The 13,258-nt window shown below is 72.7% G+C and carries 14 protein-coding genes; 8 read left to right on the top strand and 6 right to left on the bottom strand.

Annotation, left to right across the window (positions count from 1 at the left end):
- Positions 1 to 81: 81 nt before the first annotated feature.
- Positions 82 to 591, top strand: coding sequence for a MarR family winged helix-turn-helix transcriptional regulator (locus AB0C73_RS00885; protein WP_362523110.1), 510 nt, complete (start codon positions 82 to 84; stop codon positions 589 to 591).
- A 111-nt stretch (positions 592 to 702) separates the two neighbouring features.
- Positions 703 to 1,977 carry a Cmx/CmrA family chloramphenicol efflux MFS transporter gene (locus tag AB0C73_RS00880; RefSeq protein WP_362523843.1) on the top strand — a complete coding sequence of 425 codons (1,275 nt, stop codon included), beginning with the start codon at positions 703 to 705 and terminating at the stop codon, positions 1,975 to 1,977.
- On the opposite strand, the gene AB0C73_RS00875 is transcribed toward AB0C73_RS00880, so the two are convergent.
- Entirely contained in the window at positions 1,933 to 2,643 is a 711-nt protein-coding gene (locus AB0C73_RS00875; RefSeq protein WP_362523108.1) for a BTAD domain-containing putative transcriptional regulator, read from the bottom strand. The genes AB0C73_RS00880 and AB0C73_RS00875 overlap by 45 nt on opposite strands.
- 325 nt (positions 2,644 to 2,968) lie before the next feature.
- Here AB0C73_RS00875 and AB0C73_RS00870 point away from each other — a divergent pair, with 325 nt between their 5' ends.
- From AB0C73_RS00870 to AB0C73_RS00845, 6 genes are all read left to right on the top strand, one after another.
- The gene (locus AB0C73_RS00870) at positions 2,969 to 5,329 is read left to right on the top strand and encodes a S8 family serine peptidase (RefSeq protein ID WP_362523106.1); all 2,361 of its coding nucleotides are present in this window, start codon (positions 2,969 to 2,971) and stop codon (positions 5,327 to 5,329) included.
- 26 nt (positions 5,330 to 5,355) lie between these two features.
- Positions 5,356 to 5,544, top strand: a complete 189-nt coding sequence (locus AB0C73_RS00865; protein WP_362523104.1) for a hypothetical protein — start codon at positions 5,356 to 5,358, stop codon at positions 5,542 to 5,544.
- Positions 5,545 to 5,609: 65 nt separating this feature from the next.
- Positions 5,610 to 5,810: a hypothetical protein gene (locus AB0C73_RS00860; RefSeq protein ID WP_362523102.1), complete on the top strand. Its 201-nt coding sequence runs from the start codon at positions 5,610 to 5,612 to the stop codon at positions 5,808 to 5,810.
- Between the two features lie 64 nt (positions 5,811 to 5,874).
- Positions 5,875 to 6,072, top strand: coding sequence for a hypothetical protein (locus tag AB0C73_RS00855; RefSeq protein ID WP_362523101.1), 198 nt, complete (start codon positions 5,875 to 5,877; stop codon positions 6,070 to 6,072).
- A gap of 72 nt (positions 6,073 to 6,144) precedes the next feature.
- The gene (locus tag AB0C73_RS00850; protein ID WP_362523100.1) at positions 6,145 to 6,378 is read left to right on the top strand and encodes a hypothetical protein; all 234 of its coding nucleotides are present in this window, start codon (positions 6,145 to 6,147) and stop codon (positions 6,376 to 6,378) included.
- 87 nt (positions 6,379 to 6,465) lie between these two features.
- On the top strand, positions 6,466 to 7,752 hold the full coding sequence (locus tag AB0C73_RS00845) for a hemopexin repeat-containing protein (protein ID WP_362523098.1): 1,287 nt from the start codon (positions 6,466 to 6,468) through the stop codon (positions 7,750 to 7,752).
- A gap of 27 nt (positions 7,753 to 7,779) precedes the next feature.
- Here AB0C73_RS00845 and AB0C73_RS00840 read toward each other — a convergent pair whose 3' ends face one another.
- The 5 genes from AB0C73_RS00840 to AB0C73_RS00820 form a co-directional block, all read right to left on the bottom strand.
- Positions 7,780 to 8,934, bottom strand: a complete 1,155-nt coding sequence (locus AB0C73_RS00840; protein ID WP_362523096.1) for an FAD-dependent monooxygenase — start codon at positions 8,932 to 8,934, stop codon at positions 7,780 to 7,782.
- 54 nt (positions 8,935 to 8,988) lie between these two features.
- Entirely contained in the window at positions 8,989 to 9,555 is a 567-nt protein-coding gene (locus AB0C73_RS00835; RefSeq protein WP_362523094.1) for an ATP/GTP-binding protein, read from the bottom strand.
- A gap of 6 nt (positions 9,556 to 9,561) precedes the next feature.
- Positions 9,562 to 9,921, bottom strand: coding sequence for a DUF742 domain-containing protein (locus tag AB0C73_RS00830; RefSeq protein ID WP_362523842.1), 360 nt, complete (start codon positions 9,919 to 9,921; stop codon positions 9,562 to 9,564).
- A 164-nt stretch (positions 9,922 to 10,085) separates the two neighbouring features.
- Positions 10,086 to 10,523: a roadblock/LC7 domain-containing protein gene (locus AB0C73_RS00825; protein WP_362523092.1), complete on the bottom strand. Its 438-nt coding sequence runs from the start codon at positions 10,521 to 10,523 to the stop codon at positions 10,086 to 10,088.
- Positions 10,520 to 13,087, bottom strand: a complete 2,568-nt coding sequence (locus AB0C73_RS00820) for a nitrate- and nitrite sensing domain-containing protein (RefSeq protein WP_362523091.1) — start codon at positions 13,085 to 13,087, stop codon at positions 10,520 to 10,522. The genes AB0C73_RS00825 and AB0C73_RS00820 overlap by 4 nt, the downstream gene beginning before the upstream one ends.
- Positions 13,088 to 13,258 lie beyond the last annotated feature (171 nt).

The raw sequence follows: 13,258 nt of genomic DNA, 5'->3' as shown, positions 1-13,258 counted from the left end.
CCTTCCTCGCAGGGCCTTCCTCGCAGGAGGCTGCCATCAGTAGGTGCAGGCCCACTATAGGGGTGCACCTAGAATTCCCGCATGGACTCCGCACACGCCGCCCCGCCCACCCTGCTCGACCTGAGCACCTACCTCCTCTCCCGCGTCGGCAAGACCGCCCGCGGCCGGCTCGCCGCCCGGCTCGCGCCGCGCGAACTGCGGTTGTGGGACATGGCGGTGCTCGCCGCGCTCGCCGACTTCGGGCCGCACGCGCAGCGGGATCTGGTCGTACGGCTCGGAGTGGACGCCAGCGACATGACCAAGGTGATCGACCAGCTGGCCGCCGCCGGCTGGGTCGGGCGGGCCCGCGATCCGCGCGACCGGCGCCGGGTCTCGGTGTCCCTCACCCCCGAGGGGCGGACCGCCCTCGCCGAGCTCGACGCCGAGGCCCGCGCCGTCCAGGACGAGCTCCTCGCCCCGCTCGACGCGGACGAGCGGCGCACCCTCCACACCCTGCTGCTGCGGGTGCACCAGGGGCTGCAGGCCCCTGCCCCCACCCCGTCCCGTCCCGGATCGCGAGACGTTCGCTCACGGAGGAATGACAGGGACTAACCCCGGGTTGGCCCTGACATGCCGTCGACGAACGCCGAAGCCACACCGCCGTCCCCCGGACCCGCCCCGACCACCGGCACCTCCACCGCCACCGCCACCGCCGCCACCCGCATGCCCCTGGCCGTCTACATCCTCGGCCTCTCCGTCTTCGCGCTCGGCACGAGCGAGTTCATGCTGTCCGGGCTCCTGCCGCCCATCGCGGAGGACATGCACGTGTCCATCCCCCGCGCCGGACTCCTCATCTCCGCCTTCGCCATCGGCATGGTGGTCGGCGCTCCGCTGCTCGCCGTCGCCACGCTCCGGCTGCCCCGCAAGACCACCCTCATCGCCCTGATCAGCCTCTTCGGCCTCGGCCAGGTCGCCGGCGCGCTCGCGCCGAACTACGCGGTGCTCTTCGTCTCGCGCGTGATGAGCGCGCTCGCCTGCGCCGGCTTCTGGGCGGTCGGCGCGGGCGTCGCCATCGCCATGGTGCCGATGAGCGCCCGCGCCCGGGCCATGGCCGTGATGATCGGCGGCCTGTCCATCGCCAACGTGCTCGGCGTCCCCGCCGGCGCCTTCCTCGGCGAACACCTCGGCTGGCGCTCGGCGTTCTGGGCTGTCGCCGCCGCCTCCGCGACAGCCCTCGCCGGCGTCGTCACCCGCATCCCGCACATCCCGCTGCCCGAGACCAGGCCCCGGCTCAAGCACGAACTGGTCATCTACCGCGACCGGCAGGTGCTGCTCGCCGTCCTCGTCACCGCCCTCGCCGCCGGTGGCGTCTTCTGCGCCTTCTCCTACCTGGCCCCGCTGCTCACCGACGTCTCCGGCCTCGGCGAGAGCTGGGTCTCCGGCGTCCTCGCCCTCTTCGGCATCGGCGCCCTCCTCGGCACGTACATCGGCGGCCGCGTCGCCGACGCCCACCTCTTCGGCGTCCTCCTCAGCGGCATCACCGCCTCCACCGTCTTCCTCGTCGCGCTCGCCCTGTTCGCGTCGAGCCCGGTCGCCACGATCGCGCTGACCTTCCTCCTCGGCGTCTCCGCCTTCTACACGGCCCCCGCTCTCAACGCCCGTCTGTTCAACGTCGCCGGCGCCGCCCCCACCCTCGCCGGCGCCACCACCACCGCCGCCTTCAACCTCGGCAACACCGGCGGCCCCTGGCTCGGCGGCACCGTCATCGACGCCGGCCTCGGCTTCGCCTCCCCGGCCTGGGCGGGCGCCGCGATGACGCTGCTCGGCCTCGCCGCGGTCGCCGTCTCCCTGCGCCTGACGAAGTCTCGCTCGCGGGTGGTCATGAGCGTCCGCGGCAGCGCCCGCGGCAGCGACCGCGGCAGCGACCGCGGCAGCGACCGGCCCGCCCCCGCCTCACGCCGAGATCGCGTCCTGGACCAGACGGGTCATCAGGGGTGACGGCTCGACCGCCAACTCCCGCCGCAGCAGGCGCCGGTACTCCTGGTAGCGCTTCACCGCGCACGCCCGGTTGCCCTCGGCCAGCAGGATCTCCAGCAGGATCCGCTGCGCCGTCTCCCTGATCGGGTCGATCTGGGTCGCGGTCAACGCCGTCTGGAACGCCTCCAGATACTCGCCCTCGCGGCGCAGCCGCTCCGCGAGGGCCTCAAGCGCGTGCAGCCGCAGCTGGTCCCAGCGCTCGCGCTCCAGGACCAGCCACTCGTCCGGCCACTGCGGCAGCAGCTCGTCCTGGAGGCGTGCCACCAGGGTCTCGCGTTCCGCGGCCGGGACGCCGTCCGTCGCCGCGCGCTGCGCCGTCACCCGTACGAGGTTCAGGTCGACGTCCACGACCGGGGCGAGCCGCAGCCGCCGGTCCACGCACTCGACCGCCGTCACAGGCCCGGCCCGGCGGCCGTGGCACAGCGCGGTCCTGAGGTTCGCGGACGCCCTGCTCGGGATGCAGTCGGGCCAGAGCAGCTCGGCTGCCGCACCCCGGTACACGCCGGCCGTGTGCACCGCGAGCAGCGCCAACAGGCGCTGTGCCCCTGAGGGGAGGGGGATGCGGCATCCGGCGTATGAGAGCTCGAAGGCCCCGAGCAGTTCGAGGAATACGCCGTTCGATGACACACCCCTCACTGTGCAACCGGCCCGTGGATCACGCATCCGCTCCCCGCCCCGCCGGCCCGCCCCTCCCCGCCCGGCAGCCCGCGCCTCACGGCGTCTCTCCGCCCGACGCCGACGCATCCCGGCCGGCCCCCGGCCCGCCCCGCGCGGCGTTCTGACCGGGGGCGCAGACGCCCCGGAAATGGTCACGCGCACGCTCCGGAAACGCTCCGGCGACGCCGCTTGGACAGTCCGGGTGACGTTCCGGGCGACATTCCCGGAACGACGCCCCCCGACGCTCGTACCGACGTAGCAGCGGGCCGGACGGCCGGCGGATCGGGAGGTCGGGATGAAGCCTCGGGAGGTCCTCGGCGAACTCCGCGCACGGCCCGGTGAGCCGTTCGGCGACCCCCGGGTGTGCGTGGCGCTGCTCGACGGACCCGTCGACCTCGCCCACCCCTGTTTCGCCGGCGCCGACCTGACCCGCCTGGACACCCTCGTGAGCGAGCCCGCCGGAACCGGCCCGATGTCCCTGCACGGGACCCACGTCGCCGGCCTCCTCTTCGGCGTGCCCGGCCCCGGCAGTCCCGTCACCGGGCTCGTCCCGCGCTGCCGCGGCCTTGTCCTGCCGGTCTTCCGCGACGACGGCGACGGCCGGGTGCCTCAGCTCGACCTGGCCCGCGCCATCGAGCGGGCGGTCGAGGAGGGCGCGCACGTCATCAACATCAGCGGCGGCGAACGGGCCGCCGACGGGCAGGCCGACCCCCTGCTCGACCGGGCCCTGCGGCTCTGCGCGGACCGCGGCGTGCTCGTCGTCTCGGCCGTCGGGAACGACGGCGCCGACACCCTCCAGGTGCCCGCCGCCCACCCCTCCGTCCTGGCCGTCGGCGCCGCCGCGGCCGACGGCCGGCCGCTCGACCTCAGCAACTGGGGTGCCGCCTACCGCACCCACGGAATCCTCGCCCCCGGCCAGGACATCGAGGGCGCCGCCCCCGGCGGCGGCACCGCCGCCCTGACCGGGAGCAGCTTCGCCACCCCCCTCGTGGCCGGTACGGCGGCCCTGCTCGTCGCGGCCCAGCTGGCCGGCGGCGGCACGGCGGACCCGAAGGCCGCGGGGCAGACCCTGCTCACGACGGCCACCGCCCCCGGCCACTGCGCCGACCCGGACGCCCCGGCCTGCCGCCGCGGGCTCGGCGGCAGCCTGGACGCCGTCCGGGCGCTCGCCCACGTCACCAGGACCAGGAAAGAGGACACAGCCGTGACCACTCCCGCAGCCGAATCCGCAGCAGCCGCCGCAGCCGCAGCCAGTCCCGCGGCCGCCCCCGCGCCCACGCCTGCTCCCGCACCCGCACCCGCACCCGCACCCGCGGTGGCCCCCGCCGGGTACGAGACCCCGGCGCCCGCGCCCCTTCCGCCCTCACCCCCGCCCCAGACCCCGGCACCGGTGCCGGCGGGCATCACCGCGGACGGCGGAGCAGCCGCGCCGCCCCCGGTCCACGCCCCGGCACCGGCACCGGTCCAGCCCCCGCCGCCGGCCCCCGTACAGGCGCAGGTCCAGCCCCCGGCCCCCGTGTACGCCTCCCCGCACTCCGGCGTACGCCCCGCGTGCGGATGCGGCGGCGACCCGGCCACCTGCACCTGCGGAGGCGGAGACGTTGGTACGACGGGGGGACGCCAGCTGGTCTACGCGATCGGCACCATCGGCTTCGACTACCCGACCGAGGCCCGCCGCGACGGCTTCCGGCAGCAGATGCCGTACATCTCCACCACCGTCAAAGACGAGGAAGTCGAGCAGGAACCCGATCCGTACAACGTGAACCAGCTCCACGACTACCTCATGGGCGCCCCCTGGGCGTGCGACAAGCTCACCTGGACCCTCGTCATGGACGGGGCCACGGTGTACGCGCTTGAGGCCGAGGCCCCCGTGGCCATGGACTGGGGTCAGCCGCTGGTACTCCCCGAAGAGGTCCAGAAGGCGCGCAAGACAGTCGCACAGCTCGCCGCCGCGAAGAAGAAGTCCGCCGACCAGATCCTCGCGATGATGGCCAGTCCCCCGGTGTCGACCGTCTACCGCGTGTTCCGCGACGCCATCGCGGGGCAGGCCATCAACGTCGAGCGGCAGAAGGACAAGCGCACCGACTACATCTCCCGCGTGTCCATCCCCGGTGTCCTCACCGGCCGCACCACGCGTCTCTACTCCGGCCAGATCGTGCCCGTGGTCGAGGTGAAGAGCCGGGGCCTGTACACCTGGCACGAGTCCGTGCTCGTCGACACCGTCATCAAGCAGATCAAGGAAGAGGCCGGCAGGCAGAAGGTCACGGTCCGCAACACGGACGAGCTGGACCTCACGATCCGTTCCTTCCTCGACAAGATCTACTACCAGTTCCGCAACCTGGGGCAGACCTCCGCCGACCGCGCACTCAACTTCATGGGCACCAACACCTACTCGTTCAGCAACATGCTGGCGCAGGGCCTGCTGTCGTCGAGCAAGGTGCCGGGCTCCAGCAAGAACCTGTTCGCGCTCGACAACATCACCGTCACCAAGAGCCCGTACTGCCGCGTCGGTTCGGACTGCCAGGACGTGACCGTGACCTTCTACGACCCGGAGGACGAGCGCAGGTCCCGGCTCTCGTACCAGTTCACCATCGACGTGAGCGACGAGCTGCCGGTCACCCTCGCCCCGGTCCACACCTTCCTCGGCTCCTACTGACCCTCGGCTCACGAGAGGAGAGTCCCATGAACACCCGGCGCACCCCACACCCCCGTCCCCCGGGCGCGCTGCCCCTCCAGGCCCGCCCCGTCCACCGCGACGCGTACGAGGCCGGCGCGGACCCCCGTACCGGCGTCGGGGCCGCCAAGTCCCCCTGCGCCACCATGACCGGCCCGGCCAGGCAGATGTGCTACGCGAGTTACGGCGTGGCCTGACCGCAGCCTGACCGGAGCCTTCGAGAAGGAACACCGAGGAGAGAACACCGAGAAAGGACACCGTGATGTTCGACGAGACCCACACCACCCACGACACCGGCAGCGACACGCCCCGCCGGTCCCCCGCCGGACAGCTCCGGCTCCAGCTCCCGCAGCAGTCGGCGCCCGTCCAGCGCGGCAAGCACCCCGAGGGCGCGGACGCGTCCGGCGGCGCGGCGGCCAGTGGCCTGCTGGGCAGCCTGCTCGGCGACATCCTGCCGTTCTGAGGGCCTTGCCCCTCTGAGGGCGCCACGCCCGCGAGGCAGGAGACGAAAGGGAAAGGAGAACACCATGTTCAAGGAGACCCAGGCCAAGGACGGCGGCGTCGAAACGCCCCGCCGCTCCCCCGCCGGACAGCTCCGGCTCCAGATGCCCCAGCAGTCCGCACCCGTCGAGCGCGGCAAGCACCCCGAGGGCGGGGACGCCTCCGGCGGCGCGGCGGCCAACGGCTTCCTCGGCAGCCTGCTCAGCGACGTCCTGCCGTTCTGAGTCGCACGTCGCGCGTCTCGAATCGCGCGTCTCGAATCGCGAATCGCGAGTACCGAGTCCTGAGGAAGCACCATGCGACTCGATCTGCCGAAACAGGCACCGTCAGTGGACCGGCGGGAGCACTACCTGCCGTTCCGCATCGTCGTCATAGCCCATCCCCCGGGCCTTCCTGAGTTCCTGGTGCACCAGCCGCCGAAGGGGCCCTTCGGGTCCCTGCCCGCCGACCCCGCACCTCTCGTGCAGGGGTACGGGCGCGGCTGGACCTGCGCACCGACAGGGGGCTGCCGGTGGACCGGCGTCCTGTGAAGTCCTGTGAGGGAAAGGGAAGGGGCCGGGCCGAGCAACCGGCGGCCCGGCCCCGCAGGACAGATCCCGTGGAAAGGAGCCGACACCATGGCCGGCCTCCGCGCGGCCGTCTCCTGGCCGAACGACAAGACGTACCTCTTCTTCGACGACGACACCTACGACCGCTACGACTCGGTCACCGGCCTCCGCGAGGACTCCGGCCTGCCCCTGTCCAACTGGCCCCGGCTGCCCCGCTCGCCCGACGCCTTCGCGTGGTGGGGCGCGGGCAAGGCGTACGCCTTCACCGGCGCCGACTACCTGCGGTACGACGAGCCTTCCGACGGGGTCGACCCCGACTACCCGCGCCCGATCGCCGGCAATTGGACCGGCCTGTTCCCCACGGACATCGACGCGGCGGTGAACTGGGGCAACGGCAAGCTGTACCTCTTCAAGGGCGACTCCTACGTCCGCTACGACATCACCGCCGACCGGGTCGACCCCGGATACCCCCTACCGATCGCCGGCAACTGGACCGGGGTGTTCCCCTCGGACATCGACGCCGTGACGTACCCGGGCGGGCGCCACGCCTACTTCTTCCGCGGCGGAGAGTGGCGGCGCTTCGACGTGGACGCCGACGCGGTGGACGCGAGCGGTCCGCTCGACGCCTCCTTCCAGCTCGCGCCCACCCCCTCGGGCGGGGTCACGGCCGCCCGGCTGCTCACCCTCACCCAGGCGAACCGGCTCATGGCCGACCTGCTGCGGCGCGGCAAGCTGACCCTCAAGAGCCCCGCGTTCGTCGACGGCCCGGCCGGGATCGTGCAGCCCAAGCCCGACCAGCGCGTGGTGGTCAGTCCGCCGGCCTTCGACGGCATCCGCTACACCAACCAGATCGCCCCGGCGTCCGCCGTCATCGACAACCTCGACCAGCGCATGCTGATCGCGCTGTACCGCCTGACCCGCTGGATCAACTCCTCGCATCCCGACGTCGCCGAACTCCTCCACCTGGGCATCGGCCACGGCGGGCCCAACCCGAAGGACTGCCACAACCAGGGCCGGGCGATCGACCTCTCGGGCATCAAGGGCACGGTGGACGGGACGCCGTTCACCCGGGGGATCCAGAAGGACTGGGGCGACCTGCCGCCCGGACATCAGCAACCGGGCGTCGTACGCATCGCTCCGGCGATCGACCCGCTCACGTACGGGCTGTTCACGACGGCCTTCCGGTTCGGTACGTACGAGTGCGAGGGCAACGCCATCGGTACGGGCAACACGTGGCCCATGCCGGAACTGGCCGGGGGCGGCTTCGTGGTCTACCCGGACCACAAGGACCCCGGGCTCGCGGCCCAGCACTCCAACCACATCCACATGCAGATCGGCGTCACGAAACTGCCGTGACGCCGACGCTGCGAACCATCGGACAGGTCAGTACGGCTTGACCAGGACGTGCGCGGCGCCCGGGACGCCGACCTTCAGGAGCTCGTCCTCCTCCGCCGTCGTCGGCGCGCCCATCTCCTGCTTGAGGACCGCGCGGGACAGCGCCTGCACCCACATCGCGCGCGGGCGGCGGCGGGCCTCCCAGGCGGCGAGGGCCGCGGGGACGGACTCCCCGTCCCGGAGCGCGTCCCGGAGCGCGTCGGCGAGGACGACCGCGTCCTCGACGGCCATCGCCGCGCCCTGGGCCAGGTGCGGGGTGGAGGCGTGGGCGGCGTCACCGGCGAGGACCACCCGGCCGACGTGCCACGGCTCCTCCACCGTCACCTGGGAGATACGGGTGTACACGACCGCGGCCGGGTCGGTGACGGAGGCGAGGGCCTCGGCGATCGGGCCGGAGAACGCCGCGAGCCGCTTGGCGAGCTCCTCGTGGGCGGTGTCCGGACCCGGGCGGTACGTCTCCTCCTCGGCGAACACCGCGCCCAGGTACATGAGTTCGTCGGTGATCGGGGTGAGCAGCGCCTTCGCCTGCTCGGCCATGCACATCACGACGCCCTCGACCTGCGGCAGCCGCGGCACGGTGACCCGCCAGTTGGCGAAGCCGGTGTACTCGGGCGCGTACCGGTCCCCGTAGAGGCGCGTGCGGAGCGGCGACCCGATGCCGTCGAAGCCGACGACGAGGTCCCAGCGCCCGGCGGAGCCGTCGGTGAGCGTCACGTCGACGCCCTCGCCGTCGTCGGCGAGCGTCGCGATGGTGGCGCCGAGCCGGATCGTGGCGCCCGCGGCGCGCGCGGCGTCGGCGAGCAGGGCGGCGAGCGCGGGCCGGGGGATGCCGTTGGCGGACGGGACGTCGTCCATCCGCGGCTGCGGGATCCGGGCGCGCGGGTTGCCGGCCGGGTCCGCGATGGTGAGGATCTCCCACTCGTAACCGGCCGCGAGGCAGGCGTCGAGCACGCCGGCCTCACGCATGACGTGCAGGGCGTTGGAGGGCTGGATGATGCCCACGCCGAGCGCGTCCAGCTCGTCGCGGACCTCGACGACCTCGACGGTGTGGCCGCGGCGGGCGAGGAGGGTGGCGAGGGTGAGGCCGCCTATGCCGCCGCCGTGGACGAGGACGCGAAGAGAAGACGCCGGGGAAGATTCCATCTCGAATGCCTCCAGGGGCAGTTGTCGTAAGGGGAATCGAGTCGAGGGGAGCTGTCAGGCCGGGGCCGGAAGGCTCATCAGGTGGTCGATCAGGGCAAGGAGCGTCTCCTTGCCGAAACCGCGCTGCCGTACGTCCCCGATCAGGAGCGGGACCTGCGGGTCGAGGTCGAGCGCGGCCCGGATCTCCTCCGGCGTACGGGTGTTGAGGCCGTGGAAGCAGTTGATGGCCACGACGAAGGGGATCTTGCGGCTCTCGAAGAAGTCGATGGACGCGAAACTCGTGTCGAGGCGGCGGGTGTCGGCGATGACGACGCCGCCGAGGGCGCCGTTGACCAGGTCGTTCCACATGAACCAGAAACGTTCCTGGCCGGGGGTGCCGAAGAGGTAGACCACGACCTCGTCGCTGACGGTGATGCGGCCGAAGTCCAGGGCGACGGTGGTCGTGTCCTTGGCGCCCACGCCCGCCAGGTCGTCGACGCCGACGCTGGCACTGGTGAGGTACTCCTCGGTCCGCAGCGGGGTGACCTCGCTGACCGTGCCGACCAGGGTGGTCTTGCCGACGCCGAAACCGCCGGCGACGAGGATCTTGACGGCCGCGGGGGCGGCCGGGGTGCTGATCATGAGGTGTCAGAGTCTCCGGATTCCGTCACGGACGGCGGCCAGCAGGCTGTGCGGGTAACCGCCGCCGGCGGCCCGGGCCACCGACAGCGGTGCGCGGGCGGTGAGCAGGCCGAGGCCGACCAGGTCGCCCAGCAGGATCTTGGTCACCGACACGGGGAGGCCGAGGGCGGCGGCGACCTCCGCGAGTGCCATGGGGCGGCGGCAGTGGTCGAGGATCAGCCGGTGTTCGGGCTGGAGTCGCTGGGGGCGGAGCGGCCGGCCGAACTCGTCGAGGGGCTCCTCGACGGTGGTGATCACCGTGATGAGGGTGAGGTCGTCCCGGTCGGGGGCGGTCCGGCCACGGGTCACGGTGTACGGGCGGACCATGGTGCCCGAGTCGTCCTCGTACCCGCCCTCGTCGCCGTACCCGTTCCCGTCGCCGTACCCACTCCCGTCGCCGTACGCGTGCCCGAAAGCCTCTCCGAAGGCCTCTCCGGGTACGTCGTCGGGCAGGCCCTCGGGCCGCGGGTCCCCCTGCTCCCAGCCGGTGTTCATCCGAGGGGCCCGGCCTGGGTGCCGAAGGCGTCGAACGGGGACCGGGCGGTCGTGCCCAGCTTCTGGCCGACCTGCTGGACGAGGTTGTGCATGGAGAGCGACATGACCTCCGCGTCCACCTCCTGCGAGGCGACGACGGCGAGGTGGCTGCCCTGACCCGCGGCGATGATGAAGAGCCAGAGCTCGGAGAGCTCGACGATGACCTGGTGGACCGCACCGCCGTCGAAGAGCTGGCCGACCCCCCGGGCCAGGCTCTGCTGGCCGGTGCAGATCGCCGCGAGACGCTCGGCGGAGGCCCGTTCGAGCGTCTGGGAGTGACTGATCACCAGGCCGTCGTCGGAGAGCAGCACGGCACTCCGGGTCTCGGCGACGGACTCCACCAGGCCGTCGAGCAGCCAGTCCAGCTCCTGGTGGGTGGCGGTTGTGCGGGTCATGACCATTCTTCTCTCGTGGAGGGGTTGGGGGAGGCGTCGGCGGAGGGAACGGAAGACGGGGTGTTCGCGCGGGCCTCGCGCGAACGGCGCTGGAAGGCGCCGATCGTGGCGCCTGCGCGGCGGGGCGCGGGCCGCAGCATCGGCTCGGTGCGCCAGTCCGGCGGCGGAGCCGCCTGGGTCGGCGGCACGTCCGGGGCGATCCGCAGCTCGTCGACGAGGCTGGCCTGCCGCACGCGGCGCGGCAGCGGCTGCTCGGACGCGGTGACGGCGCCGGGCTCGGGTACGGGGCCGGGCTCGGGCTCGTACGCCAGGGGCTGCTCGGGTACGGGGACGTCGGCGCCCTCGTACCCGTACGGGTTCGGGCTCCGGTGGTACGGCAAAGACGCCTCCGGCGCCTCGTACTGCCCCGTCACCTCGGCCATGGCCCGGCCCCGGCCACGGCTGGGCAGGGCGGGCTCGCGCTCGTCGGTCGCGGCCGGGCGCGGCAGCGGCATGACGACGGGCGGAGCCGGAGCCACCGGAGCCGCAGCGGCCACCGGGACCGCGGCGGCCACCGGCGCATCGTCTGCGGGCTGCTCCCCCGGCCCGGTCACGAGCTCGTTCGGTACGAGGACGACGGCGCGCGTCCCGCCGTACACCGAGGACCGGAACTCGACGCGCAGACCGTGCTGGGCGGCGAGGCGCGAGACCACGTGCAGGCCGAGCCGGATGTCGTCGGAGTGGGCGAGGAGGTCCATCCGGGGCGGCCGGGCCATCAGCCCGTTGAGCTCGGCGAGCTGCGCGTCCTCCATGCCGAGGCCCCGGTCCTCGACCTCGATCACCAGACCGCGGCCGACGTGCCCGGCGCGGACCTCGACGGGGTTGGGCGGGCGGGAGAACGCGAGGGCGTTCTCGATGAGTTCGGCGAGCACGTGGGTGACCGGACCGACCGCGCGCGGCGCGATCCAGGGGCTGCCGTCGAGGTCGAGCATCACGCGCCGGTAGTCCTGCACCTCGCCCTGGGCGGAGCGCATGATGTCGAGGAGTGCGACCGGCCGGCGCCAGCGGCGGTGCGGGGAGCCGCCCGCGAGGATGACGAGGTTCTCCTCGTAGCGGCGCAGGCGGGCGGTGAGGTGGTCGAGGCTGAAGAGGTCCTCCAGGATCTCGGGGTCCTCGTGCCGGTGCTCCAGGTCGTTGAGCTTCTTGAGCTGCTGGCCGATGAGCTGCTGGGTGCGGCGGGCGATGCGCTGGAGCAGCCGCTCGAAGCCGCGGTGCTGGTCGGCCTGGCGGACGGCGGCTTCGAGCGCGCTGGTGCGGGCGAGGTTGAGGGCCTCGCCGAGACGGGTGAGTTCGTCGTCCGCGCGGTCGTGCTCGTCCTGCCGGACGCGGAGCACCTCGGCCTCGACGTCGATGCGTTCGCCCTGCCCGAGCCGTTCGACGATGTCGGGCAGGCTCCGCTCCAGGGCCTCGGCCTGTTCGCGGAGGCGGTCGATGCGGGCGCGCATGGTGCGGGTGAGGCGCCAGGTGACGGTGATGACGGCGCCGATGGCGAACAGGCCGATGACGGTGGTGAGCACCATGCGCTGGAGCAGGGCCATGGCGTCGCCCTTGCCCTCGTCCACGATCTTCTGGGTGCGGTATTCGAGGAGCGCCGCGATGCGGTCGTCGGTGGTGTCGACGGCGGTGCGCCAGGTCTGCTCGTCGACGGTGAGGGAGACCGACCCTGCGGCCTGACCGGCGGCCTGACCGGCGGCCTTGCCGCTCGCCGTGACGCGGGTCGGGGCGAGGACGGCGCTCTCGGTCGCCGTCTTGGTCCGCCACTCCGGGCTGTCGACGACCGCGTCCCAGAGGGCCTTCTCGTCCGGCGGGAGGTAGGGCACGACGTTGGTGGTGTAGACGAGCGGCTGGGCCGAGACGAGCTGCCGGAACTCGGCGAACTCGCGGGCGCTCAGCCGGTGGTCGCCCCAGCCTCGGGAGAGCAGGGCGTCGGAGCGGGAGATCATCTCCTTGACGCGGAAGAGGTCGACGAGGGGCTGCGAGAGCGTGGTGATGCGTCCGTCGTCGACATGGCTGAGGGCGGCGAAGAGGTCGAGATCGACGGCGATCAGCTCGGTGTAGTAGTCGTACACCGCCTGCTGCTGGTCCTCGTCGCCGCTGTCCACGAGCGAGCGCTGCGCGTCGAGCCGTTCGATCGCGGCCCGTGCTCCGGCGACCGCGTCCTGGACCTCCTGGGGGGCGCCGCCCTCGGAGACGTCCGAGAGGGTCTGGAACTGCCGTACCGCCTCGTCGGTCCTGGCCCGCTGCTCCTTGAGGGCCGCGGTGGCGCCGGGGTGCCCGTGGAGGACCTCGGCGCTGAGCCGCCGTTCCTCCTGGAGGTTGTAGTAGACGAGGTTGGAGGGCTGGCCCGCCTTCTCCGCGAGCATGCCCTGGCCGGCAAGGCGCTGGAAGTCGAGGAAGACCTGGCCGCTGGTGACGGCCCAGAGGGCGATCAGGGCGACGGCGGGGACGAAGGCGACGACCAGCAGGGCTCGTCCCAGGGAGAGGGAGGACGTCCTGCGGGTCCGCTGAGGTGTGCGCTTGCGCACGGCATGCTCCTCGACAGCGAACGGACGGAACCGTTCGAACACCACATGTGCACCGACGCCTGCATAGTATTCACACGCCGATCACAGGCGATCACGAGGTGTGCGGAATGGTTCATTCCGCAACGAAGGCAGAATCTCGGGTACGTGTACAGGGCATGAGCCCACGTCAGT

This window comes from Streptomyces sp. NPDC048623 (genome assembly GCF_040650755.1).
In the GTDB taxonomy this organism is placed as follows: Bacteria; Actinomycetota; Actinomycetes; order Streptomycetales; family Streptomycetaceae; genus Streptomyces.
Note: the sequence above shows the minus strand (reverse complement) of the source record. Positions and strands in the feature narration are given on the sequence as shown.

Coding starts and splice junctions, on each gene's coding strand:
- AB0C73_RS00885 (WP_362523110.1), top strand. CDS start 82: ATGGACTCCGCACACGCCGCCCCGCCCACCCTGCTCGACCTGAGCACC.
- AB0C73_RS00880 (WP_362523843.1), top strand. CDS start 703: ATGCCCCTGGCCGTCTACATCCTCGGCCTCTCCGTCTTCGCGCTCGGC.
- AB0C73_RS00870 (WP_362523106.1), top strand. CDS start 2,969: ATGAAGCCTCGGGAGGTCCTCGGCGAACTCCGCGCACGGCCCGGTGAG.
- AB0C73_RS00865 (WP_362523104.1), top strand. CDS start 5,356: ATGAACACCCGGCGCACCCCACACCCCCGTCCCCCGGGCGCGCTGCCC.
- AB0C73_RS00860 (WP_362523102.1), top strand. CDS start 5,610: ATGTTCGACGAGACCCACACCACCCACGACACCGGCAGCGACACGCCC.
- AB0C73_RS00855 (WP_362523101.1), top strand. CDS start 5,875: ATGTTCAAGGAGACCCAGGCCAAGGACGGCGGCGTCGAAACGCCCCGC.
- AB0C73_RS00850 (WP_362523100.1), top strand. CDS start 6,145: ATGCGACTCGATCTGCCGAAACAGGCACCGTCAGTGGACCGGCGGGAG.
- AB0C73_RS00845 (WP_362523098.1), top strand. CDS start 6,466: ATGGCCGGCCTCCGCGCGGCCGTCTCCTGGCCGAACGACAAGACGTAC.
- AB0C73_RS00840 (WP_362523096.1), bottom strand. CDS start 8,934: ATGGAATCTTCCCCGGCGTCTTCTCTTCGCGTCCTCGTCCACGGCGGC.
- AB0C73_RS00835 (WP_362523094.1), bottom strand. CDS start 9,555: ATGATCAGCACCCCGGCCGCCCCCGCGGCCGTCAAGATCCTCGTCGCC.
- AB0C73_RS00830 (WP_362523842.1), bottom strand. CDS start 9,921: ATGGTCCGCCCGTACACCGTGACCCGTGGCCGGACCGCCCCCGACCGG.
- AB0C73_RS00825 (WP_362523092.1), bottom strand. CDS start 10,523: ATGACCCGCACAACCGCCACCCACCAGGAGCTGGACTGGCTGCTCGAC.